Genomic DNA, 22867 nt, shown 5'->3' on the forward strand with positions numbered 1-22867 from the left:
GCTAGCGAACCGGTGCGGGTGGAACAAACGGTAGGCAGTGGTGGACAAGCGCGGCGCGCATGCTGACGATCCTTGTGCGAATTGGGCGAGGGGTAGTGTCCCGGATCGGCACATGCGGTTCAATTCCGGCGACGTTTTTTGTCGGCGATGTGTTGGGTGCTCTTCATGTGAACCCGCTACCGTCTCGCCTGCCGCCAAGCGAGCCCCTACACTGGCGCGATTCACTCTGTCAGGAGCCTTCTGTGACCGCCAGCATCTTCTGGTACGACTATGAAACGACCGGCATCGACCCGCGCCGCGATCGCCCGCTGCAGGTCGCCGGGATCCGCACCGATGAGGCGCTGAACGAGATCGCTGAGCCGATCAACCTCTATTGCCGGCCGAGCGATGACATTCTGCCGCATCCGGCGGCCTGCCTGATCACTGGCATCGACCCTGCGCGTCTTGCTGAGCGTGGCCTGAGCGAAGCCGAATTCATGACCCGCGTGCATGCCGAACTGTCCGCGCCTGGCACCTGTGGGGCGGGCTACAACAGCCTGCGTTTCGACGATGAAATGACCCGTAACAGCCTCTACCGCAACTTCTTCGACCCTTATGCGCGGGAGTGGCAGGGCGGCAATAGCCGCTGGGATCTGATCGATGTGGTGCGCACGGCCTATGCGCTGCGGCCGGAGGGCATTCACTGGCCGGAGGAAGAGGGCCGCGCCACTCTCAAACTGGAACGCCTGACCGCCGCCAATGGACTGGAGCACGGTCAAGCCCACGATGCGCTATCCGATGTGCGCGCCACCATTGCTCTGGCTCGTCTGATTCGCCAGCGCCAGCCGAAGTTGTATGACTATCTATATCAATTGCGCAGCAAGCAGAAAGTGCTCGACCAGATTCGCCTACTGCAACCGTTGGTGCATATCTCCGGGCGATTCTCCGCGGCGCGGCATTACCTGTCGGTGGTGCTGCCGCTGGCGTGGCACCCGAGCAATCGCAACGCCCTGATCGTCTGCGACCTGCAGGCCGATCCGCAGCCCTTGCTGGACCAGGATGCCGACAACCTGCGCCGCCTGCTGTACACCCGTCGCGATGATCTGGCGGTTGGCGAGCTGCCCGTGCCGCTGAAACTCGTGCATATCAATCGCTGCCCGGTGCTCGCGCCGCTCGGTGTGCTGCGCGACAGTGATCGACAGCGATTGCAAGTGGACTTGGAAAGCTGTCAGGCGCGCGCCGAGCAACTGCGGAACAGTCAACCGATATGGCGGGACAAACTCGCGGCGGTATATACGGCGGATCAGTTCGCTTCTTGCGAAGACCCGGAGCAACAGTTGTACGACGGGTTTATCGGTGATCGTGATCGGCGTCTGTGCGAACGAGTCCGTATGGCACAACCGCAAGAGCTCGCTAGTGGTGACTGGATGTTCGACGATGCACGCCTGCCCGAATTATTGTTTCGTTATCGGGCGCGTAACTTTCCGCAAACTTTGGCCGCAAATGAGCAGGTGCGTTGGCGGGAGTTTTGTCAAAAGCGCCTGAGCGCACCGGAATGGGGAGCCCCTAATACCTTGGCGAATTTCGAGGCAGCATTGCTGGAGGCCACGGTTAATGCGTCATCGGAGCAACAGCGGTTGCTTGCCGAGTGGCGAGAATATGCTCGCAAACTCCGGCAGAGCTATGACTTATAAATGTTCGTTTCTTCCAGGTGCAGTCATCGGGAGTAATTGACAGGCAATAAAAAACGCCAGCGATGCTGGCGTTTTTTATTGCCTACCAAGTGGCTCGATCAAGCCGCTCGCGAATACCGGGCTTAGTCGAGAAGGGTGACCCAGCTTTCAACGACGTCGGAACCCCATTTGGCTTTCCACTCTTTCAGAGTCTTGTGGTTGCCGCCTTTGGTTTCGATCACTTCGCCAGTGTTCGGGTTCTTGTATTGCTTGACCTTGCGTGCACGCTTGCTACCGGCTGGTTTGGCGGCACGTGGTGCTTTGCCTGCTTTAGTTTCCGGATCCAGAATGGCGATGATGTCGCGCAGGGATTTGGAGTACTCGCCCATCAAGGTGCGGAGTTTGCCTTCAAATTCCAGTTCTTTTTTCAGTTTGTCGTCTTGGGAAAGGTTTTTCAGACGCTCTTGGAGTTCTTTGATGGCTTCTTCGGTAGCGCGGTACTCACTGATCAGCGACATGGTTTGGCCTTAATTCGGTTAGACGGTGTAAGTGAATGAATAATAGTCAGCGCTTTTCATCAAGTAAATATGTTTGGAAAGTTTTGTACCAAATAAAAAAATTCTCTATTCAAAGCCCCGGACATTCATCTCCATGTACGTCAGCGCAGACTAATCAAGCGTTGATAGTCGAGTCACCGGTTTGACATATATGGATAAAAACCATCCGCTCGCCATGGTTAATGACTGTGGTAATCCGCAAATGTCCGGACCAGGATTCCGCGTTACGGCTGGCCGTCCGCGTGCAGCATTACTGCAGTTTTCCCGGGCTGTGGCTAGAATGGCCGCCTTTGTACGCTATCTGGAGTTACTTCATGCGCACTTTTCGGCTGGTCATCGCCTGCCCGGATGGCGTCGGTATCGTCGCCAAGGTCAGTAACTTTCTGGCCACTTATAACGGCTGGATCACTGAAGCGAGCCATCATTCGGATAATCAAAGTGGTTGGTTCTTCATGCGGCATGAAATTCGTGCCGATTCCCTCCCCTTTGATCTCGCCGGTTTTCGCCAAGCGTTCGCGCCGATTGCTCGCGAATTTTCCATGCAGTGGTGGGTGACCGATTCGGAGCAGAAAAAGCGTGTGGTCTTGATGGCCAGCCGCGAGTCGCATTGCCTGGCCGATTTGCTGCATCGCTGGCATAGCGACGAACTGGACTGCGACATTCCCTGCGTCATCTCCAATCACGATGACCTGCGCAGCATGGTCGAATGGCATGGCATTCCGTTTTTCCATGTGCCGGTCGATCCGCAGGACAAGGAGCCGGCATTCGCCGAGGTCGCTCGCTTGATTCGTGAGCACCAGGCCGATGTGGTCGTGCTAGCGCGCTACATGCAGATTCTGCCGCCGCAGATCTGCCGGGAGTACGCCGGTCAGGTGATCAACATCCATCACAGCTTCCTGCCCTCGTTTGTTGGTGCCAAGCCGTATCACCAGGCGGCGTTGCGTGGTGTGAAGCTGATCGGCGCGACCTGCCACTACGTGACCGAAGAGCTGGACGCCGGGCCGATCATCGAACAGGACGTGGCCCGCGTGACCCACCGCGACAGTATCGAAAACATGGTCCGGCTCGGTAAGGATGTGGAGCGCCGAGTACTGGCGCGCGGCCTGCGCTTCCATCTCGAAGACCGGGTGATGGTCCACGACAACAAGACAGTGTTGTTCGACTGAACCGCGAAACGGGAGGACCGGACTGGTCCTCCCGTGGCTCTTCTCGACTGGCGATTACTCGGCGGGCAGGTCGAATAGCAGAGCCTCGCCTCGCCCGACAAAGCTCAGCATTTCGCTTTCGCGGACCAGCAGACCGTCGCCGGCATTCAGCGTGATCTCTGCGTTGGTCAGCGTGCCTTCCAGCAGTTGCAGATAGATCCAACGCCCCGCTTGCGGCTGATAGTCGAGACGCTCGCCCTGCCAGCGGTAGAGCGTCGTGTCTTGGGCGATCTGCAGGGTACCGTTCGCACCGTCCGGAGTGACGATGGCCTGCAATCCGTCCTGCGCCGGAAAGGCGCGCTGTTGATAGCTCGGTGGTAGGCCGTGCTCGGCCGGTTTGATCCAGATTTGCATGAAATGCACCGGCTCGCTTTGCGAGGCGTTGAACTCACTGTGCCGGATGCCGCTGCCGGCGCGCATCAGCTGAAATTCGCCGGCACGGATATTTTCCTGGGTACCGAGTGAATCGCGGTGGGCAAGAGTGCCGCTGCGCACGTAGCTGATGATTTCCATGTCGCGGTGGCCGTGCTGAGCAAAACCACCACCCGGCGCGACGGTATCGTCGTTGATCACCAACAGATGCGAAAAGCCCTGGTGGCGCGGGTCGTAGTAATCACCGAACGAAAAGCTGTGTTGGCTTTTTAGCCAGGATAGGTGGGCGTGACCGCGTTCGCTGGAAGGACGGATGATCATGAGATGCTCCGAAACAATGGGTGATGGAGCCATTCTCGGAAGGTTAACGATCAATAAAAAGCATAAATTTACGCTTAAACCGATCGAGTTAATGAATGTTTTCTAGCGCGTATTCGCGCAAAATTTCGCCGCACGAGGACGCTCAATATGTCTGATCCACGCGACCGCGCCGCATCGAATCCACCGCCGACTCTGGGCGAGGGCTGCGTGCGTCGTTATGACCCGCAAGCCCTGAACGACGAGAGCGGCACCGAGTTTCCGGATGCCGCGCAGTTGTGGGAGGAAATGCAGCGGGCGCAGGAATCGCCGGCCGATCAGTCGTAGGGTCACATTCACCGGCGAGTGGTGTGAGCAGGGGCCAGTAGGATGGGTCGAGGAGCGCAGCGATACCCGTCGCGTATGGGTATCGCTGCGCTCTGACTGCGCGTCCCGCCCCATCCTACGAAAGATCAGCTCCGGAAACTGCCGACCAGAAGCTTGAGCGCGGCTTGTTGGTAGCTTTCCAGATTGCGCGGATGGCGTTGCGCTGCAGCCAGTCGTTACAAGGTGAATAAGGTGAACGCTGTGGTCACAACCAGGGAGGCGGAGAGAAGAGTCTTGTGGCTGAATTTGAGGTTGTTGGTCATAACGTCTTGCGTCCATTGAGTTCCGGCACCAGTCTTAGTTGCAGACCGGCCGATGCTTGAGTTCTGAGCTTGGTTATAAATATCGATCGAGCTAGGTAAAGCTTTAAATCAGGGAGATCGCTACATGCCTTTCACCAACTCGTTCATTTTCGGCGCCGATCCTGCCGGTCAGCCCGTTTCCCAGTCATTGCGATTGGCCAATCGACATGGTTTGGTCGCGGGCGCCACCGGCACCGGCAAAACGGTGACCCTGCAGCGGCTCGCGGAATTGTTCAGCGACGCGGGCGTGGCGGTGTTCGCCGCCGATATCAAGGGCGATTTATGTGGGCTGGGAGCGGCGGGTAACCCGCAGGGCAAGATCGCCGAGCGCGTGGCCTCGATGCCCTGGTTGAATTATCAGGCCAAGGCTTATCCAGTGACGCTGTGGGATATCCATGGGCAAAGTGGTCATCCGTTGCGCACCACCCTCAGCGAAATGGGCCCGCTGTTGTTGAGCAATCTGCTCGAGCTGACCGACAGCCAGCAGGCCGCGCTGTACGCCGCCTTTCAGGTGGCCGATCGGGAAGGCTTGCTGCTGCTTGATCTGAAGGATCTCAAGGCGCTGCTCAATCACCTCAAGGATCACCCCGAGGCGCTTGGCGAAGACCGCGCGCTGTTCACCGGTGGCTCTGCCCAGGCATTGCTGCGACGTCTGGCGACCCTTGAACAGCAGGGCGCGGAAGCGTTGTTCGGCGAGCCGGCGTTGCAGCTTGAGGACCTTCTGCATCCGGATACCGATGGGCGCGGACGCATTCATTTGCTTGATGCCAGCCGTCTGGTGCATGAAGCGCCAAAGGTTTATGCGACTTTCCTGCTGTGGCTGCTTGCCGAGCTGTTCGAGCAATTGCCGGAGCGTGGCGATGCGGACAAACCGGTATTGGCGTTGTTTTTCGATGAGGCGCATCTGTTGTTCAGTGGCACGCCTAAGGCTCTGCAGGAACGCCTGGAGCAAGTGGTACGGCTGATTCGCTCGAAAGGAGTCGGGGTTTACTTCGTCACCCAGTCGCCGAGCGATCTGCCCGACGACGTGCTGGCTCAGCTCGGTTTGCGCATCCAGCACGGGTTGCGCGCCTTCACCGCCAAGGAGCAAAAATCCCTGCGCGCGGTGGCCGATGGGTTCCGCCCCAATCCGGCGATAGACACGCTTGCTGTGCTCACCGAGCTGGGGATTGGTGAAGCCTTGGTCGGCACCCTAGAAGAAAAAGGCACGCCGGCGATGGTTCAGCGAGTGGCAATCGCTCCGCCGCAATCACGCATCGGTGCACTCAGCCCTGCTGAGCGCGGGGATTTGATGCGGCAATCGCCTTTAGTGGGCCGTTACGACAAACCCATCGATCGCGAGTCGGCCTATGAAATTCTCCTGGCGCGCACCATGTCTGGCCAGGCGTCGGACAAAACGGAGGCTGCCTCAGACAAACCAGGCGGCGGACTCGGCGAAATGGCTGGCGATTTTCTCGGTGGGCTGGCCGGGCAGGCGATGAAGACCGCTATGCGTCAGGCCGCCAATCAATTGGGGCGGCAATTGGTGCGGGGCTTGATGGGCTCGTTGCTGGGTAGCAGCAAGCGGCGTTAAGTAGAGATGGATAGAGGGCGCTATGGCGCTCTTGTAGTGGGTTGAGAGCAGCGAGGGCTTCTCGCGGCGCTCAACCTGCTAGTTACACGCCATCACTAGTTCAAGACCGATGGTTTGGCAGACTCCATTCTCCCCCTAATGGTGTCCGTCTGGATTAGCCGGTCTTCTCATCTATGCGGGCTTGTCGATCTTTGCTGATTTTTTCCAGTTCTTTCTCGAAGGCTTGATCGAGAAGGCTGGCTTTCTTACGCCAGGCTTTGCGCTCCGGATCCGGCTGAGCGGCGTAGGTAATAACTTCCCCGCCGTAAACTTCCTTGTAACGCTGCGCCTGGCGCTCGAGTTCGGCGCGCAGTTCGTCTTTCGTCACGTGGTTTCCCGTTGGTTTTAAAACAGTTTTGGTAACGTGTGAGGGCAGAAGTCTCACTGTGTTAGCTACCAATGCTGGGCTGCTGAGTGCCTTTTATATTTTGAATAACTGCGGTGGGCACTTCATGAAACGGCTTAGTTGCTCGATGGGCTGAGTGACCAAGCTGCCGCGATTTGCTCGCTTTTTATTGCAGCTAGTTCTGGTAACTACCCTTATGAGTATAACCAGTTTCGCGCGAATGCCTAGTTACGGGGAGAGACATAAGGTCGCAAGGGTAGGGCGGTTGAGCTGACGAGTGCCGGTCCAATGAGGTTTTGTCCGACACTTTTAATAAGTCAGGTGCGGCCTTTTGGGCGAGCCTTATTGATGTACTTGAAAGTTCCGGAAGCGGTGGCGATCAGTTCGCCTTTGCCGTTGCGTACTTCCGCTTCGCAAAAAGCCAGTGAGTAAGTTTTGTGGCGTACCGAGCCAATGGCTTCGAGCACTTCGCCAATGTTGCCGCCGGGTCTGAGGAAGTTGCTCTTCATTTCGACAGTTACGCAGCCACGTTTTTCCTCATCAATGCGGCTGGCGTTCAGGGCCATTGCCACATCGAGGAGAGTCATGATCACCCCGCCATGGGTGTTATCCCAACCGTTCAGATGATCATGCCCGACCTGGATTACCAGATTGCCGGAGCGTAGGTCTTCGCCTCCGTTGGGTTTGAAGTGGAACTTCAAGAGGTCAAGAAGTGGAACCTCTATTCCCCGGTGCTCGGTATACAGCTGAAGTTCTGCAACATCGATGGTCATGCGGTCCTTCCCAACTAAAAATGTATTAGCGATACAGGTGATGTGTAGGCCCCAGTCCCTGCGCTAAATAAAAAGCCCCTGTTCCGTGAGGAAGAGGGGCTTTGGCCGAGTTACATATTGGGGTAGTTCGGCCCGCCGGTGCCTTCTGGGGCGACCCAGGTGATGTTCTGCGCCGGGTCTTTGATGTCGCAGGTTTTGCAGTGCACGCAGTTCTGCGCGTTGATCTGGAAGCGCTTCTCGCCATCTTCCTGGGTGACGATCTCGTACACCCCGGCTGGGCAGTAGCGCTGCGCCGGCTCGTCGTACAACGGCAGGTTCTTCGCCAGCGGGATGCTCGGGTCGGTGAGCTTCAGGTGGCAGGGTTGTTCCTCTTCATGGTTGGTGTTGGAGAGGAATACCGAAGAGAGCTTGTCGAAGCTCAGCTTGCCGTCCGGCTTCGGGTAGTCGATGCGCGTGGACTCGGCCGCCGGCTTCAGGCAGGCGTAGTCCGGCTTGGCGTCGTGCAGGGTGAAGGGGATCTTGCCGCCGAAGATGTTCTGATCCAGCCAGTTGAAGCCGCCACCAACGAGCGGGCCGAACTTGTGCAGTGCCGGGCCGAAGTTGCGGCTGCGGAACAGCTCGTCGTACAGCCAGCTGGCCTTGAAGCCATCGACGTAGCTGTTGAGCAGATCGCCGCCTTGGCCGTCGGCCAGCAGCGCATCGGCCACCGCTTCGGCGGCGAGCATGCCGGACTTCATCGCCGTGTGGCTGCCCTTGATCTTGGCGAAGTTCAGGGTGCCGAGGTCGCAGCCGATCAGTGCGCCGCCCGGGAAGACCATCTTCGGCAGCGAGTTCAGGCCGCCTTTGCAGATCGCCCGTGCGCCATAGGACACGCGCTTGCCGCCTTCCAGGTGCTGGGCAATCACCGGGTGGTGCTTGTAGCGCTGGAACTCGTCGAACGGCGAAAGGAACGGGTTGCTGTAGGACAGGTCGACGATCAGGCCGACCACCACCTGGTTGTTCTCCAGGTGATAGAGGAAGGAGCCCCCGGTGTTCTCGGTGCCGACCACGTTCAGCGGCCAGCCGGCGGTATGTACCACCAGACCGGGTTGGTGTTTGCTCGGATCGATGTCCCAGATTTCCTTGATGCCGATGCCGTAGTGCTGGGCGTCGGCATCGGAATCCAGGTTGAACTGCTTGATCAACTGCTTGCCGATATGGCCACGGCAGCCTTCGGCGAACAGCGTGTACTTGCCGCGCAGTTCCATGCCGGGGGTGTAGTAACCCTCTTTCGGGTGGCCTTCGCGGTCGACGCCAAGGTCGCCGGTGAGGATGCCGCGGACCACGCCGTTTTCATCGATCAACGCTTCCTGGGCGGCGAAACCTGGGTAGATCTCCACACCGAGGTTCTCGGCCTGCTGGGCCAGCCAGCGGCACAGGTTGCCTAGGGAGATGATGTAGTTGCCTTCGTTGTGCATGGTCTTGGGCACGAACAGGTTCGGCACCTTGATCGCACTGTCGGCGTTCTTGAGCATGTAAATGTCGTCGCGCACGACCGGGGTGTTCAGCGGGGCGCCGAGCTCTTTCCAGTCGGGGAACAGCTCGTTGAGGGCGCGCGGTTCGAATACCGCACCGGAGAGGATGTGGGCGCCGACTTCGGAACCTTTCTCGACCACGCAGACGCTGAGCTCTTTGCCCGCGGCGGCGGCCTTCTGCTTGAGTCGGCAGGCGGCGGACAGACCAGCAGGGCCGGCGCCGACGATGACGACGTCGAATTCCATAAACTCACGATCAGACACGGTGTTATCCCCTTGGTTATTGGTCGCGCGGCCGCCCTGGGCGAAGGCGGCCGCGCTTATTACATAGAAGTCGGAATGTGGATCAGCCTATTTGAATCGATTGGGCTACGCCGGGAATCGTTCTTTTTGAGTATTTCGATGCATTTTTGAACGGTTCTGCAACTGGAAAAATCCCACCTCGTGAGCCGCCGGCTATGGTTTAAAGGCTGCAGCGGGACAACGCAGCAAAACAATTTCAATCCGTAAAGGAGAGACACATGCTGGCGGTCTATCGAGTCTGTCTGTTGCTGGGGGGCTTGCTGCTGGGAATGCATGCGTTGGCGCAAACCGAAACTCCGGACGATGCCGCCTATGCCGCCGAAGCGGCGCGGGCCAAGGCGCTGTTGAACAAGGCCGTGGCGGCTTACCGTGAACAGGGGGACAAGGCCTTCGCCGCGTTCAGCCGGGTCGGCGAGTTCACCGATGACGAGTTGTACGTTTGGGTCACCGATGCTCAGGGGGTGATGCTCGCCAGCGGCGGTCCTTCGCAACGACTGATCGGTCGCGACATCTCGTCGGTGCTGGAGCCTGATGTGAAGGCTTCGTTCGAGGAGGCGCTGGCGCAACCGGAAGGGCCGGTGCGGGAAAAACAGTACCGCTGGATGAACTGGCAGGACGGTAAGGTCGAGCTCAAGCATGTCTATTACCAGCGCGTGGGCGATCGCATGCTGGCTGTCGGTTACTACCAGCCGCGCGCCATGCCGACTCAGGCCAAGGACCTGTTGGACAAGGCTGCCAAGGCCGTCGAAAGCGATCCGCAGGCGACCATCAAGGCGGTCAACGAGCTGGATAAAACCTATTACCAAGATGACCTCTACGTGTTCATCGTCGATCTGCAGAGCCACCGCTATGTCGCCCATGGCTACAACTTGCGTCTGGTCAGTACCGACTTCAGCAAAGTCAAAGACACCGCCGGCGCGCCGATTGGCCAGGAGATGCTCGACAAGATCAAGGGTGGCGGTGAGGCGCAGGTCAGCTATCAGTGGCTCAATCCGGTGACCGGGCGTGACGAGCGCAAGACCACCACGGTGCGCAAAGTTGGCAATTATCTGGTGGCGGTTGGTTACTACACTCCCGAAAGCCCTCAGTAATAGCGCCCGGCAGGCGGCTCAACGGCAGGCGGAGATCGCTAGTGCCGCCGCCGTGCGGGTTTCCACGCCGAGCTTCACAAAGACGTGCTCGAGGTGCTTGTTCACCGTGCTCGACAGCAGCCGCGCCGCGTCGTGCTTTACAGCGCCCATAAAAAAACCGGGGTTGCCCCCGGTTTGCAACTCCACACAACCGTGCGGAGAACTCAACAGACGACCCGCGTGGGCGGGCCGGTTATACGGTTACAAACTGCGCGCGGTCAGGCCCGCCCAGAAGCCCTCGGGGCCGGCGGCGATCGCCGCCTCGCCGAGCACCTTGGCCCACTGCGCATCGCTGCCGAACTCGTCGCGCCAGGACCACAGGCGGCGGGTGGCGAAATGCAGGGTGTGCTCGTGGGTGAAGCCGATGGCGCCGAACACCTGATGCGCCACTGAAGTGGCCAGGCTCGCGGCTTCACCGGCGCAGACTTTGGCCACGGCGACGTCGAAGGCCAGCGTAGTACGGCTCCCGGCTTCGGCGAGCAAGGCTTCCGAGGCGCTACGGAGAGCAACCTGGGTGGCCATGCGTGCGGCGCCAATGCTGCCGGCCATGTGGGCCAGTTGCTGCTGGATCGCTTGCTGCTTGCCGATCGGTTTGCCGAATTGCACGCGCTCGTTGGCGTAGGCCACCGCTTTGTCGAGAGTCGACTCGAGGGCGCCGACCAGCATGCAGGCGCGGATCAGCGCGCCGAACAGCCACACCGGCTCCGCCACGTCGGCCAGTTGCAGGCGGCCGACTGCTTCGGCACGGGCGGCGGTGAATACCAGGATGTCGCGCTCTTCGCCGGCAAAGTTGCTGCCGGCTTCCAGGCTGATGCTGTCTTGACGCAGGTCGACCAGGGCCAGGCGGCCCTCGGCGTCGGCGATGGCGGCCCAGCGGCAGGTGCGCGCCCAAGGCACGTTGACGGCGCGTCCGTCGAGCTGGCCATCGTCGCGCAGGCGCAGGTCGCCAAGACGACTGGTCTGGATCAGGCTAAGCGGACCTTCCGGTACCGTCAGCCCAGCCTTGGCCAGCAACAGGCCGGCGAGCATGGTTTCGCCAAGTGCCAGCGGTGCCTGCCAGTAGCCAATGGCACGCAGCACCGGGCTGGCCTCCAGCCAGGTGGCGCCGCTGCCGTTAGCAGCTTCCGGCACTAGCGCACCGGGCAGGCCGTTGTCAGCGACCAGTTGCCAGAGGGCGTCGATCGGTTGGCCGGCATCGAAGCGTTCCAGCAATTCGGCGCTGACCTGTTCGGCGAACAGGCGCTCGACGCTGTCGGCGATCATGGATTGCAGTTCCGACGGGGCGCTGTCGTCCACGCCGTGAATGTTGATTGCTTCGCTCATCGCAGTCCGAGTCCTCTGGCAATGATGCCGCGGAGAATTTCGCGGGTGCCGCCACGCAGGGAGAACGACGGGGCGGTCTGGGTCACGTAACGCATTACCTGGTCGAGATCCGAACCGGGGACGCGGTCGCCGCCGAACAGGTCGTGGGCGATATCCGGTAATGACTGTTCAAGCAGGGCGCCCTGGTCCTTGACCAGCGCTGCCGGGGTCGCCGGGTTGTCGCCGCGGGCGAGCATGCCGGCAACGCCGAGAGACATCTGCCGCATGACGGCGTAGCGCGCGGCCACGCGGCCGAGGCTGACGGTCTGGTGCGAGTCTTGCGGGTTGGCGGCATCGAGCATTTCCAGGTACAGCTGGGTGCTGGAGAGGTAGCGTTCCGGGCCGCTGCGCTCCAGCGCCAGCTCCGCACCGACCTGTTTCCAGCCATCGCCCGGCTGACCGATGACGAAGTCGTCGGGAACGAACACGTTCTCCAGGAATACTTCGTTGAAGTCATGCTCGCCGAGCATGTTGTAGATCGGTCGGACGGTGACGCCGGGCGCTTTCATGTCGACCAGAAACTGCGAGAGACCGGCGTGACGGTTGGTTTCGTCCTTCGGACCACTGCGCAGCAGGGTGACCATGTAGTGGCAGCGCTGGGCGCCGGTGGTCCACACCTTGCTGCCGTTGACGATCCAGCCGCCATCGGTTTTCACCGCACGGGTACGCACCGCGGCGAGGTCGGAACCGACGTCCGGCTCGCTCATGCCGATGCCCATGTAGATCTCACCGCGGGCGATGCCGGGGCAGATCTTCGGAGCGAGCACATCCGGAGAGAATTTCATCAGTAGCGGGCCGCTCTGGCGTTCGGCGATCCAGTGCGCGTTCACCGGCGCGCCGGCGGCGAGCAATTCCTCCAGCACCACGTAGCGCTCCAGAGCGCTGCGCTCATGGCCGCCGTAACGCTTGGCCCAGGTCATGCCCAGCCAGCCACGAGCGCCGAGCTTGCGGCTGAACTCTTCGCTGGCGCCGTTCCAGTTCTTGGCCCGTTCAGCGGGCGGGAGGTCCTTCAGCGCCTCGGCGAGGAACTCGCGCACCTCGGTGCGCAGCACTTCAGTCTGGGGATCTAGGCGACAGGGACGAATGTCGAGTGCCTGCATGGCGTTCTGCTCATTTCGTTGGAAGGGAGGGTACAAATCTACAGGGTCGGAGCTCTGTTTTTAAACTTGCTTGTCACTCAGCAAGTATCTAAGCTAACAGCAACCCTAGTCGGGATCAAGCATCTGTAGATCCCGTCCATCCCCGTCATCCTGGAGTTCCCATGTCCACTTCCGCTCCCTTCGCTCCCGGCCGCGGCCTCAAGCTCGAACTGCAAGGCCATGTCGCTACCCTGGAATTCAGCCGTCCGCCGCTGAATTTCTTCGATAACGATCTGATTCGGGACTTGGTCGCCGCGCTCGAGCATCTCGATCAAGTGCCGGAATGTCGCGTGGTGATTCTCCAGGCCGAAGGTAAGGTGTTCTGCGCCGGTGCCGATTTCACTGGATCTGAAGAGAACAACGATCCTGGTTTCCCGCGCCGTCTGTACAAGTTCGCAGTACGCCTGTTCCGTACCCGCAAGCCGGTGATCACCGTAGTCGAAGGTGCCGCTATTGGCGGTGGCCTGGGTCTGGCGCTGTTCTCCGACTTCCGCGTGACCAGCGAGAAAGCGCGCTTCTCGGCCAACTTCAACCGCCTGGGCATTCATCAGGGCTTCGGACTGTCGGTGACCCTGCCGCGCCTGGTCGGCGTGCAGATGGCCTCGCTGTTGATCGCCACTGCTCGCCGCATCGATGGTCGTGAAGCGGTGCGCATCGGCCTCGCCGACGTGCTCGCCGAGCCGGGTCAAGAGCGTCAGGCGGCGCGTGCGCTGGCCGAAGAGATCGCCCTGTCCGCACCGCATGCGGTAATGTCCAGCCGCGAAACGCTGCGCACTGGCCTGGCCGACGCGGTTGACGCGATCATCGACCGCGAGGCTTCGGAGCAGGAATGGCAGATCGTCATGGGCGATTTCGCCGAGGGCAACAAGGCCATGCTCGAGCGCCGCGATCCGGTATTCACGGGCAAATAACCAAGAGAGGGCGGCATGAGCGCGGCTGACAGCGAAGCTATTCCAGCACCGGTCCGGCGCACCCAGACCGAACGCCGCGCCGAGGCCGAGCAGCGTCTACTGCTCGCCGCGCGCAAAATCGTCGCGCGCAAGGGCTGGGTCGGCATGACCCTCGCCGAGGTAGGTGAGGAGGCCGGTTACAGTCGTGGCCTGGCCGCGCATCACTTCGGCAACAAGGCCGGCTTGCTGCGTGCGCTGGCGGGCTTCGTGAATACCAGCTTCATGGAACTGGTAGATGCCGAGGTGCCGCAGCGTAGCGAGGGCCTGGCGGTGCTGAAGGGCTTTGTCAGTGTGTACCTTGGTCGCCGCGACAATGAGTGGACCAATACCCGGGCGCTGTTGGCGCTGATGGCTGAGGCGGTAACCGAAGATTCGGAAACCGCACAGGTGCTCGGTGAGTACAACCGTTCGGTGCAGGAATACCTCGCCCGGCAGGTCCGCACCGGCATTGCCAACGGCGAGATTCGTTCGGGCATTGATCCGCTCAGCATCGCCGCGCTGATCCTCGGATCCATGCGAGGGATGATGCTGCAGTACCTGCTTGATCCGCCGGCCATCGATCTTGCTGCCCTGCAGAAACAACTGCTGGACTTTCTCGACAGTGCATTGGCGCCCTGACTCATTCGTCTGACTTGCGAAGCATCATGAACCTACCTGAAAACGCCGGCAGCCCGCTGCACGGCATTCGCGTCATCGATCTCAGCAGCGTGATGTTCGGCCCCTACGCCAGTCAGTACCTGGGCGACTTCGGTGCCGAGGTGATCAAGGTCGAGGCGCCAGCCGGCGATTCGACCCGGCGCACTGGAGCGAGCCGGGCGGCCGATATGGCTGCGACGTTCCTCGGCCTCAACCGCAACAAGCGCAGCATTGTGCTCGACCTCAAACAGGCCCCCGGTCGTGAGGCGCTGCAGCGCTTGCTGGAAAACGCCGATGTGTTGATGCACAACATTCGCCCGCAGAAGCTCGCCGCTCTCGGTTTGGATACTGCCACCCTGAATGAGCGCTATCCGCGACTGGTCTGCGCCAGCCTCAACGGCTTCGGCGAGGGCGGCCCCTACGCCGGCCAGCCGGCCTATGACGACATCATTCAGGGCATGAGCGGGCTGGTCGATCTGGTCCAGCGGCAGACCGGCGAGAGCCGCTATCTGCCGACCGCCGCGGCGGACAAAATCGCTGGCCTGGTGGCGGCCCAGGCGATTCTCGCCGCGCTGCTCGGGCGGGCGCAGAGTGGGCGGGGCGGTAGTGTGGAGGTGCCGATGTTCGAGGTGCTGAGCAGCTTCAGCTTGGTCGAGCACCTGGCTGGACAGACCTTTCAGCCGGCGCTCGGGGGCACCGGCTATTCACGCGTGCTAAGCCCCGATCGGCGCCCCTATCGCACCCGTGACGGTCATCTGTGCGTAATGCCCTATACCAATGAGCACTGGGCACGTTTCTTTATGGAGATCGGTCGTCCCGAGTTGGCCACCGATCCGCGCTTTACGGGGATGGATGCGCGTACCCGGCATATCGACGAACTCTATGCGCTGCTCGCCGAGTTTCTCGCTCAACGCAGCACAGAGGAGTGGGTGGCGGCATGCGCACGGATCGACATCCCGGCGGCGCGGGTGAACAGCCTTGACGATCTGCTGGTCGATCCGCATCTGGACGCAGTGGGCTTCTTTCAGGAGTTGCCACGCGGCGATGGCCAGGGGGCGGTGCGTCTGCCTGGCACTGGCGTGCGTTTCGACGGCCAGAGTCGGCCGTTCAGTGCGCCACCGCGGCTGGGCGAGCACACGTGCGCGGTGCTGGAGGCCGTGGGTTTCAAGGAGCAGGAAATCGCCGCCCTGCTGGCCTGCGGCGCGGCCAGGCAGGCCGACTGACTTTCGGCGACCTGCTTACTCTTCAGTCGCACAAACAGAAACGCCGGGCTTGCCCGGCGTTTCTGTTTCCCCGCAATGCTCCGCTCAGCCGGCCGCCAGGGCGTCCAGATATTCCTTGCGCAGCTTGCTACGGCTCAGCTTGCCCGCGTCGGTGCGCGGCAGCTCGCGGAACTCGTAAGTGCGCGGGCACTTGAAGGCCCCCAGGCGTTCGCGACAGAACGCATCGAGCTGCGCCGCTAGCGCCGGCCCTACGTCGATCCCTTCCTTGAGTTGCACCAGCGCGGTGACGCGTTGCCCCCACTCGCTGTCCGGCACGCCGATCACTCCCACATCGGCGATGTCCGGATGAGCGAGCAACACCGCCTCGATTTCCGCCGGATAGATGTTCACGCCGCCCGAGAGAATCAGGTCCGCGCGCCGGTCACAGAGGAACAGCCAGCCGTCTTCGTCGAGATAGCCGATGTCGCCGAGCGTCATCAGGCCGTCGCCCGCGCGTGCCGCCAGAGTCTTTTCCGGATCCTTGTAGTACTCGAAGTCGCCGGCGGTACCGCGCATGTAGATGGTCCCTTCCGCTCCCGCCGGCAGTTCGTTGCCCTGTTCGTCGCGGATTTTTACCTGGGTGATCCCCTGGCGAATACGCCCGACGGTGCCCGGTCGTTGCAGCCACTCCTCGGCAAGCACGAAGGTCGCTGCGCCAGTCTCTGATCCGGCGTAGTACTCGTGGATTACGGGCCCCCACCATTCGATCATGGCTCGCTTGATCTCTACCGAGCAGGGCGCGCCGGCGTGCAGGGCGCAGGTCATCGACGACAGGTCATAACGCGTGCGCACCGCTTCGGGCAGCATCAGCAGGCGATGGAATTGGGTCGGTACCATCTGTGTGTAGGTGATGCGGTATTGCTCAATCAGCTTCAGGCATTGCTCGGCATCCCACTTCTCCATCAGGACTACGGCATAACCCAGTTGCAGGGCGGTGAGGGCATGGGCCAACGGCGCGGCGTGATAGATCGGCGATGTCGCCAGATGTGCGCCGACGCCAGCCTTTTGGCCCCAGCTGGCGGGTCCCAGGAGCATGGCGCCGGCAATGGCTTGCTCCGGGCTGACCTGCAGGTTGCCGTGGCGTACGCCCTTGGGGAATCCGGTGGTACCCGAGGTGTAGAACATCCGCCCGCCGTTCTGGCGATTGGCTGGCATAGCTGCCGAGGCGTGGGCAATGAACTCGTCCATGCCGATGAAGCTGCCAAAGGCCTGGGTACCAACACGGCGGTCCTTGGCGAGGCCGACCTGCTCGGCAGCGGATTCGACGGCGTTGGCGACGACGGGGCTGGCAATGATTAGTTTGGTCTCGCTGTTGCTGAGGATGTAGGCGATTTCCGGGCTGGTCAGGTGCCAGTTGATCGGCGCGGTATACATACCGCATTGGGCGGTTGCCAGCAGCAGGGCGAAATAGGTCGGCTCATTGGTCAGTACGGCGGCAATGGTGTCGCCGGGCATCAGGCCCAGTTTGCGGAATTGGTGGACGAGCTTATTGGACCAGGCCAGCAGTTCGCCGAAGCTGATGTGCTGACCATCCGCGCCGACAACGGCCAGGCGCTGCGGATCCTGTTGGGCGATTTCCCAGAAACCTAGCGCACCGTTGATTTTGTAAGGGTCGGGAAGGGATGTATGAGAGTTCATGACTCTGCCTTTCTAATGGATGGAAACAATTTGCAGTGCTGGGGGGGCTCGGACGGACTGAGGGCGATTAATCGCTAATCGCCCTCCCGTGCGCCTATCGCGTGCCATTACTGGCTAGTGATGGGAGCGCTCCTTCAACGCCTTGGCCGGGATGCCAATCAGCAAGATCAAGGCGCCGATCACCAGTACCGCGCCGATCACGTCAAAGGCCATATACAGGCTGCCAGTGGCGGTTTTAATGGCGCCCACCACGATCTGACTGACCACCCCGGCAAAGCCACCGATACAACTGATCACGGCAATCCCCGCGGCAGCTGCAGCAGGCGATAGCAGCGCCGGTGGAATACTCCAGAACAGCGCCACAGCAGACAGCGCACAGGCCGCGCCGATGCTCATCAGCGCCACCGATAACACTAGGTTGCTCTGCGCCGGGCCGAGCAGGAAGAAGCACATCGCGCTAACCAGAATGGTCACGGCTAGATGCCAGCGGCGTTCCAGATGCTTGTCGGAGCTGCGAGCGAGCAGGTACATGCCGGCCAGGGCGCAGATATACGGCAGGCTGGCGAGCATGCCGATGGTTTTCAGGTCTTCCACGCCGAAGCCGCGGATCAGGGTCGGCATCCAGTAAGACACGGTGTTCGAGCCGCTGTAGATGCAGAAGAACACCAGGCCGGCGATGTACACCTGTGGGATGCGCAGAATCTCCACGAGGCGCATGTGCGGCTTGCCCGCCTGAGTGTCTTTCGCCAGGCCGTCGTTGATCAGCTGTTTCTCCTCGCGGCTCAGCCACTTCGCGTCGTTAGGCCGGTCGGCCAGCCAGAACCAGCCGATTACTCCCATCAGCATCGCGGGGATACCTTCCAGGACGAACAGCACCTGCCAGTCGCGCAGACCCATCCAGCCGTGCATGTGGGTCATGATCCAGCCTGCCAGCGGCCCGCTGACGATGCCGGAGATCATCGCCGCCATCAGGAACACCGCGGTGATGCGTGCACGCAGGGCCGGTGGGAACCAGTAGGTGAGGTAGAGAATCACGCCGGGAAAGAACCCGGCTTCGGCGACGCCGAGCAGGAAGCGCGCGACGATCAACTGATTCGACGTGGTAACGAAGGCGGTCGCCACCGTGACCATGCCCCACAGCACCATGATCCGCGTCATCGTGGCGCGGGCGCCGGCGCGCTGCATGTACATATTGCTGGGGATTTCGAAAAGGATGTAACCGAGATAGAAGATCCCCGCGCCGATGCCATAGGCGGCGTCGGTGAGGGCGATATCTTCGGCCATGCGCAGCTTGGCGAAGGATATGTTGAGGCGGTCGATGGTGTTGATCGCATAGGCGAGGAACAGGAACGGAATCAGCCGCCAGATTACTTTGCGGTAGACGGCCTTTGTCGCGCTTGCGGAGTACTCCGCGGTCGCCGTTAAGGAAGGTTCAACTGCATAACTCATTGCGTCGCTCCTGCGCTTTCAAAGCGGAATATTTCTTGTTGTTCTGGACGATTTGGCGGTTCGAGTCGCTGTCTCGCCAATCGCTCGTGCAGGGTATGCCGGCAAGCGGTTACAGCCCATTTGAGTAGCTCTTGGAGAGCAACCATGCAGTGCCGAGGCGGGGGACGAAATACTGTTTTGTTTAACCCTGCGTTTGGTTTTGCTGAACGCATGGCCGGTGTTACCGCTGTTGAGCAGTAGGGTAGCCGGCGGGTCAATGCGGGCCGCACTCGGCACGCGGATGGGTCGTCAGAAGTTCGCCAGGCCGCGGACTGTGCGGGCTCTGTCAAGGGGGGGCGCGGCGAGCGGCGGGGTAGGCGGTGTAACCCTCCGTACCAAAGGCTTTTTCCGTGCCTCGAAAAACGTCCATTTGGCTGGGTTTTCCAGGCCCTGTTCAGCGGGAGTAACATATCGTCCTCACCTTATCGGGTGAGCGGAAATCGCCTCTTCAGGTGCTTATGAATTGCCAGAGCGGCTGTTTAGCATGATGTTTCCAACCTACTTGAACTGGAGCGCCGCATATGACAACAAGAACAATGCGCGGAATCTTTCAGCCGCATTTACTAGCCGCTGCTGTTGCCTTGGGTGTCAGCGCACAGGCTCAGGCTATTAATTTCAATATTGGGGAAATCGAGGGGCAGTTCGATTCGTCGATGTCGGTGGGCGCCAGCTGGGGCACGCGTTCGGCCGACCCGGACTTCGTGTCCAACTTCAACCCGGCGTTCGGGGACCACAACGTTGGCGCCCCGAACAACCCGAACGGCAAGGGCAAGGCGGCCTCGCGTACCGCCGATGACGGGCGGGTCAACTTCAAGAAAGGCGAGACCTTCTCGAAGATCTTCAAGGGCCTGCACGACCTGGAGCTGAAATATGGCGACAGCGGCGTGTTCGTGCGCGGCAAGTACTGGTACGACTTCGAGCTGAAGGACGAGCATCGCCTGTTCTACGACATCGACGACAGCGGTCGCGACCGTGCAGCCAAGTCTTCCGGCACGCAGCTGCTCGATGCCTTCGTCTACCACAACTACAACATCGGCGAGCTGCCGGGCAGCGTGCGTCTCGGCAAGCAGGTGGTGAGCTGGGGTGAGAGCACCTTCATCCAGAACGGCATCAACGCGATCAACCCGCTCGACGTCGCCGCGCTGCGTCGGCCTGGTGCCGAAGTCAAGGAAGGCTTGATTCCGGTCAACATGTTCTACATGTCGCAGAACCTCAGCGAGAACATTTCGGCCGAGGCGTTCTACCAGATCGAATGGGAAAAAACCGTTACCGATAACTGCGGCACCTTCTTCGCCGGCGTCGATCCGCTGCAGGGCGGCTGCAACGACCGCCTGGTGTTTGCCGGTCCGGACCTGCCGCCGGGTGAATCGAACAACAGCGTTCTAGGGGCGCTGGCGGGTACGGATAGCGTCTACATGCCGCGTATCGCGGACAAGGACGCACGCGACGGCGGCCAGTTCGGCGTAGCCATGCGCTGGTTCGTGCCGGAGCTGAACGACACCGAGTTCGGCGCGTACGCGCTGAATTACCACAGCCGTAACCCGAACCTCAGCTTCAATCAGACCACCACGCGCTTTGCCTCCGGTACGGCTGCTCAAACGGCCGTTAACCAGCTCACTCGGGTAACCACTGCCCAGTACTTCTGGGAATACCCGGAGGACATCCGCCTCTACGGTCTGAGCTTCGCCACCAACTTGGAAGGCGTCGCCCTGGGCGGCGAGATGAGCTACCGGCCGAACATGCCGCTGCAGATCAACACCGCCGACCTGAACTTCGCCGCCATTACCCAACCTGGGCGGGCGAACGGCAGTCCTGCGTTCATCTCACCAGTCTTCCAAGGCGGTGGTGCCACGCCAGGACTTGGCAACTACGTGGCCGGTTACAAGCGCATGCCGGTCTTCCAGACCCAGATGACTGCAACCAAGTTCATCGACCAGATCTGGGGCGCCAGCCGCCTGACCCTGGTCGGCGAGGTGGGTTACAGCCATATCAATGGCCTGGGCGACACCGATGGTACCGACATCCGCTTCGGCCGCAGTCCGATCTTCGGTGCCGGCCAGATGGTCGACTCCGGCCCTGGCGGCACCAATGCGTGCGGCGCCGGCACCCCCAACCCCCAGAACCTGCAGCGGGAATGCAACGACAAGGGCTACTACACCAGTAGCTCCTGGGGCTATCGCGGTCGCGCCATCCTCAACTACAACAACGTGATCGCCGGCATCAACCTGTCGCCCAGCCTGGCCTGGTCGCATGATGTCGATGGCAGCGGCCCGACCTTCGAGGAAGGCAGCAAGGCCGTCAGCCTGGGTCTGGATGCCGAATACGCCAACACCTATACCGCCAGCCTGAGCTACACAGACTTCTTCGGTGGGGACTTCACAACCAACGGCGATCGCGACTTTGTCGCACTCAGCTTTGGCGTGAACTTCTAACGGTCAACTGACAAAGGATAAAAATAATATGAAAAAAATCAGTGTGTTGACCTGTGGCGCCCTGGCGCTGACCCTGTTGAGTACCAGTGTGATGGCCGCCGTCTCGGCGGACGAAGCAGCCAAGCTGGGCACCAGCCTGACGCCACTGGGCGCGCAAAAGGAAGGCAATGCCGATGGCAGCATTCCGGCTTGGACTGGCGGCTTGAAGCCCGGTGCGGCGCCGGTGGTCAATGATTTTATCGGCGATCCGTTCGAGGGCGAGCAGCCGCTGTTCACCATCACCGCGGCCAATGCCGAGCAGTACAAGGACAAGCTGACCCCGGGTCAGATGGCCATGTTCAAACGTTATGCCAGCACCTACAAGATCCCGGTGTACAAGACCCAGCGCACGGCCGCCTCCCCGCAGACGATCTACGACGCCGCGAAGAAGAGTGCGCTGAACACCCAGTCGATCAACGACGGCAACGGTCTGAGCAATTTCGCTGACTCCCACTACTACGCCTTCCCGATTCCGAAGAATGGTGTGGAAGTGGTGTGGAACCACATGACCCGCTATCGCGGCGAGAACCAGAAGCGGCAGGTTGCCCAGGCGGCGCCGCAGGCCAATGGTTCTTTCACGATTGTCGAGTTCGAGGACGAAGTGGCGTTCCCGCAGTACATGCAGGGGGTGGACAAGGACAAGGGCGCTAACATCCTGTTCTACTACAAGCAGCGCGTGACGGCCCCGGCGCGTCTGGCGGGTAACGTGTTGCTGGTTCACGAGACCATCGACCAGGTCAAGGAGCCGCGCCTGGCGTGGATCTACAACGCCGGCCAGCGGCGCGTGCGTCGTGCTCCGCAGGTGGCCTACGACGGCCCGGGCACCGCGGCCGACGGCATGCGTACCTCGGATAACTCCGACATGTACAACGGCTCGCCGGACCGCTACGACTGGAAGTTGATCGGCAAGAAGGAGATGTACGTCCCCTACAACAACTACAAGCTGCAGTCGCCCAAGCTGAAGTATGCGGACATCCTCAAGGCCGGGCATATCAATCAGGAGCTGACCCGCTATGAGCTGCACCGCGTGTGGGAGGTGGAGGCTACGGTGAAGCCGGGCGAGCGTCACATCTACGCCAAGCGCCACATGTACTTCGATGAGGACACCTGGGCGGCCGTGGAGGTCGATCACTACGACGGTCGTGGTCAGCTCTGGCGTGTGGGTGAGGGCTATGTGGCCAACGACTACCAGCAGGGCGTCGCCGGCTATGCCGCTCAGGGGCTCTATGACCTGATCGCCGGTCGCTATGTCGTGCTCGGCATGGTCAACGAGTCCAAGCGTGGGGTTCAGTTCGGGACTACGCCGAACTCGGCTGACTTCACCCCAGCGGCCCTGCGCAGCGCAGGTATCCGCTGATCTAAAAAACCGCGGTAAACCAACGCCCCGCACCTGCGGGGCGTTGTGCTGATTAGAAATTGTCCTTAAATGCGCTAGTCGACTACTCTCGCCTCAGCTATCACTCTTACTGGC

The 22867-nt window shown here is 61.0% G+C and carries 19 protein-coding genes and 1 pseudogene; 10 read left to right on the forward strand and 10 right to left on the reverse strand.

What is annotated here, in order from left to right; genetic code table 11:
- Positions 1-242 precede the first annotated feature (242 nt).
- Positions 243-1673 carry an exodeoxyribonuclease I gene (sbcB, locus tag NVV93_RS04650; protein ID WP_258253283.1) on the forward strand — a complete coding sequence of 477 codons (1431 nt, stop codon included), beginning with the start codon at positions 243-245 and terminating at the stop codon, positions 1671-1673.
- A gap of 122 nt (positions 1674-1795) precedes the next feature.
- Here sbcB and mvaT read toward each other — a convergent pair whose 3' ends face one another.
- Entirely contained in the window at positions 1796-2170 is a 375-nt protein-coding gene (mvaT, locus tag NVV93_RS04655; protein ID WP_258253284.1) for a histone-like nucleoid-structuring protein MvaT, read from the reverse strand.
- 353 nt (positions 2171-2523) lie between these two features.
- On the opposite strand from mvaT, the gene purU reads away from it, so the two are divergent.
- Positions 2524-3375 (forward strand): formyltetrahydrofolate deformylase, encoded by an 852-nt coding sequence (purU, locus tag NVV93_RS04660; RefSeq protein ID WP_258253285.1) that lies wholly within the window; start codon positions 2524-2526, stop codon positions 3373-3375.
- Positions 3376-3429: 54 nt separating this feature from the next.
- Here the strand turns inward: purU and NVV93_RS04665 are convergent, their stop codons facing one another.
- Positions 3430-4107: a pirin family protein gene (locus NVV93_RS04665; RefSeq protein WP_258253286.1), complete on the reverse strand. Its 678-nt coding sequence runs from the start codon at positions 4105-4107 to the stop codon at positions 3430-3432.
- A gap of 147 nt (positions 4108-4254) precedes the next feature.
- Between NVV93_RS04665 and NVV93_RS04670 the strand changes: the two genes are divergently transcribed.
- Positions 4255-4431, forward strand: a complete 177-nt coding sequence (locus NVV93_RS04670) for a hypothetical protein (RefSeq protein ID WP_258253287.1) — start codon at positions 4255-4257, stop codon at positions 4429-4431.
- Positions 4432-4857: 426 nt separating this feature from the next.
- Positions 4858-6345, forward strand: coding sequence for a DUF853 domain-containing protein (locus tag NVV93_RS04675; protein ID WP_258253288.1), 1488 nt, complete (start codon positions 4858-4860; stop codon positions 6343-6345).
- A gap of 154 nt (positions 6346-6499) precedes the next feature.
- Here NVV93_RS04675 and NVV93_RS04680 read toward each other — a convergent pair whose 3' ends face one another.
- The 3 genes from NVV93_RS04680 to NVV93_RS04690 all read right to left on the reverse strand — a co-directional run bounded on the left by NVV93_RS04680 (position 6500) and on the right by NVV93_RS04690 (position 9263).
- Entirely contained in the window at positions 6500-6712 is a 213-nt protein-coding gene (locus tag NVV93_RS04680; RefSeq protein ID WP_258253289.1) for a hypothetical protein, read from the reverse strand.
- A gap of 335 nt (positions 6713-7047) precedes the next feature.
- Positions 7048-7503: a PaaI family thioesterase gene (locus NVV93_RS04685; RefSeq protein ID WP_258253290.1), complete on the reverse strand. Its 456-nt coding sequence runs from the start codon at positions 7501-7503 to the stop codon at positions 7048-7050.
- Positions 7504-7613: 110 nt separating this feature from the next.
- A complete protein-coding gene (locus tag NVV93_RS04690) occupies positions 7614-9263 on the reverse strand; it encodes an electron transfer flavoprotein-ubiquinone oxidoreductase (protein WP_258254289.1) in 1650 nt (549 codons plus the stop codon).
- 275 nt (positions 9264-9538) lie between these two features.
- Here NVV93_RS04690 and NVV93_RS04695 point away from each other — a divergent pair, with 275 nt between their 5' ends.
- Positions 9539-10411 carry a cache domain-containing protein gene (locus NVV93_RS04695; protein WP_258253291.1) on the forward strand — a complete coding sequence of 291 codons (873 nt, stop codon included), beginning with the start codon at positions 9539-9541 and terminating at the stop codon, positions 10409-10411.
- A gap of 18 nt (positions 10412-10429) precedes the next feature.
- On the opposite strand, the pseudogene NVV93_RS04700 reads toward NVV93_RS04695, so the two are convergent.
- The 3 genes and pseudogenes from NVV93_RS04700 to NVV93_RS04710 all read right to left on the reverse strand — a co-directional run.
- Positions 10430-10525, reverse strand: a pseudogene (locus NVV93_RS04700) (DNA-binding response regulator); the annotation flags it as partial.
- A 126-nt stretch (positions 10526-10651) separates the two neighbouring features.
- Positions 10652-11773, reverse strand: a complete 1122-nt coding sequence (locus tag NVV93_RS04705; RefSeq protein ID WP_258253292.1) for an acyl-CoA dehydrogenase family protein — start codon at positions 11771-11773, stop codon at positions 10652-10654.
- On the reverse strand, positions 11770-12912 hold the full coding sequence (locus NVV93_RS04710; protein ID WP_258253293.1) for an acyl-CoA dehydrogenase family protein: 1143 nt from the start codon (positions 12910-12912) through the stop codon (positions 11770-11772). Before NVV93_RS04710 ends, NVV93_RS04705 begins: the two co-directional genes overlap by 4 nt.
- 161 nt (positions 12913-13073) lie before the next feature.
- Here NVV93_RS04710 and NVV93_RS04715 point away from each other — a divergent pair, with 161 nt between their 5' ends.
- The 3 genes from NVV93_RS04715 to NVV93_RS04725 are packed head-to-tail and all read left to right on the forward strand — an operon-like array spanning position 13074 to position 15760.
- Positions 13074-13862 (forward strand): enoyl-CoA hydratase/isomerase family protein, encoded by a 789-nt coding sequence (locus tag NVV93_RS04715; protein ID WP_258253294.1) that lies wholly within the window; start codon positions 13074-13076, stop codon positions 13860-13862.
- A 15-nt stretch (positions 13863-13877) separates the two neighbouring features.
- Entirely contained in the window at positions 13878-14519 is a 642-nt protein-coding gene (locus tag NVV93_RS04720; protein WP_258253295.1) for a TetR/AcrR family transcriptional regulator, read from the forward strand.
- Between the two features lie 26 nt (positions 14520-14545).
- On the forward strand, positions 14546-15760 hold the full coding sequence (locus tag NVV93_RS04725) for a CaiB/BaiF CoA-transferase family protein (protein ID WP_258253296.1): 1215 nt from the start codon (positions 14546-14548) through the stop codon (positions 15758-15760).
- Between the two features lie 84 nt (positions 15761-15844).
- Here NVV93_RS04725 and NVV93_RS04730 read toward each other — a convergent pair whose 3' ends face one another.
- The gene (locus NVV93_RS04730; protein WP_258253297.1) at positions 15845-17437 is read right to left on the reverse strand and encodes an AMP-binding protein; all 1593 of its coding nucleotides are present in this window, start codon (positions 17435-17437) and stop codon (positions 15845-15847) included.
- A gap of 114 nt (positions 17438-17551) precedes the next feature.
- Positions 17552-18886, reverse strand: coding sequence for an MFS transporter (locus NVV93_RS04735; protein ID WP_258253298.1), 1335 nt, complete (start codon positions 18884-18886; stop codon positions 17552-17554).
- Positions 18887-19446: 560 nt separating this feature from the next.
- Between NVV93_RS04735 and NVV93_RS04740 the strand changes: the two genes are divergently transcribed.
- Positions 19447-21357, forward strand: a complete 1911-nt coding sequence (locus tag NVV93_RS04740; protein WP_258253299.1) for a DUF1302 domain-containing protein — start codon at positions 19447-19449, stop codon at positions 21355-21357.
- A gap of 28 nt (positions 21358-21385) precedes the next feature.
- Complete coding sequence (locus tag NVV93_RS04745; protein ID WP_258253300.1) at positions 21386-22753, forward strand: DUF1329 domain-containing protein; 1368 nt, start codon at positions 21386-21388, stop codon at positions 22751-22753.
- Positions 22754-22867 lie beyond the last annotated feature (114 nt).

The sequence above is a fragment of the Pseudomonas sp. LS44 genome (assembly GCF_024730785.1).
Taxonomy (GTDB): Bacteria; Pseudomonadota; Gammaproteobacteria; order Pseudomonadales; family Pseudomonadaceae; genus Aquipseudomonas.

Bases quoted from the DNA above. Each gene is read 5' to 3' on its own strand.
- NVV93_RS04720 (WP_258253295.1), top strand. From the start codon at position 13,878: ATGAGCGCGGCTGACAGCGAAGCTATTCCAGCACCGGTCCGGCGCACC.
- NVV93_RS04735 (WP_258253298.1), bottom strand. From the start codon at position 18,886: ATGAGTTATGCAGTTGAACCTTCCTTAACGGCGACCGCGGAGTACTCC.
- NVV93_RS04665 (WP_258253286.1), bottom strand. From the start codon at position 4,107: ATGATCATCCGTCCTTCCAGCGAACGCGGTCACGCCCACCTATCCTGG.
- NVV93_RS04685 (WP_258253290.1), bottom strand. From the start codon at position 7,503: ATGACCATCGATGTTGCAGAACTTCAGCTGTATACCGAGCACCGGGGA.
- NVV93_RS04710 (WP_258253293.1), bottom strand. From the start codon at position 12,912: ATGCAGGCACTCGACATTCGTCCCTGTCGCCTAGATCCCCAGACTGAA.
- NVV93_RS04730 (WP_258253297.1), bottom strand. From the start codon at position 17,437: ATGAACTCTCATACATCCCTTCCCGACCCTTACAAAATCAACGGTGCG.
- NVV93_RS04745 (WP_258253300.1), top strand. From the start codon at position 21,386: ATGAAAAAAATCAGTGTGTTGACCTGTGGCGCCCTGGCGCTGACCCTG.
- mvaT (WP_258253284.1), bottom strand. From the start codon at position 2,170: ATGTCGCTGATCAGTGAGTACCGCGCTACCGAAGAAGCCATCAAAGAA.
- NVV93_RS04675 (WP_258253288.1), top strand. From the start codon at position 4,858: ATGCCTTTCACCAACTCGTTCATTTTCGGCGCCGATCCTGCCGGTCAG.
- purU (WP_258253285.1), top strand. From the start codon at position 2,524: ATGCGCACTTTTCGGCTGGTCATCGCCTGCCCGGATGGCGTCGGTATC.
- NVV93_RS04670 (WP_258253287.1), top strand. From the start codon at position 4,255: ATGTCTGATCCACGCGACCGCGCCGCATCGAATCCACCGCCGACTCTG.
- NVV93_RS04725 (WP_258253296.1), top strand. From the start codon at position 14,546: ATGAACCTACCTGAAAACGCCGGCAGCCCGCTGCACGGCATTCGCGTC.
- NVV93_RS04690 (WP_258254289.1), bottom strand. From the start codon at position 9,263: ATGGAATTCGACGTCGTCATCGTCGGCGCCGGCCCTGCTGGTCTGTCC.
- NVV93_RS04695 (WP_258253291.1), top strand. From the start codon at position 9,539: ATGCTGGCGGTCTATCGAGTCTGTCTGTTGCTGGGGGGCTTGCTGCTG.
- NVV93_RS04715 (WP_258253294.1), top strand. From the start codon at position 13,074: ATGTCCACTTCCGCTCCCTTCGCTCCCGGCCGCGGCCTCAAGCTCGAA.
- NVV93_RS04705 (WP_258253292.1), bottom strand. From the start codon at position 11,773: ATGAGCGAAGCAATCAACATTCACGGCGTGGACGACAGCGCCCCGTCG.
- NVV93_RS04740 (WP_258253299.1), top strand. From the start codon at position 19,447: ATGACAACAAGAACAATGCGCGGAATCTTTCAGCCGCATTTACTAGCC.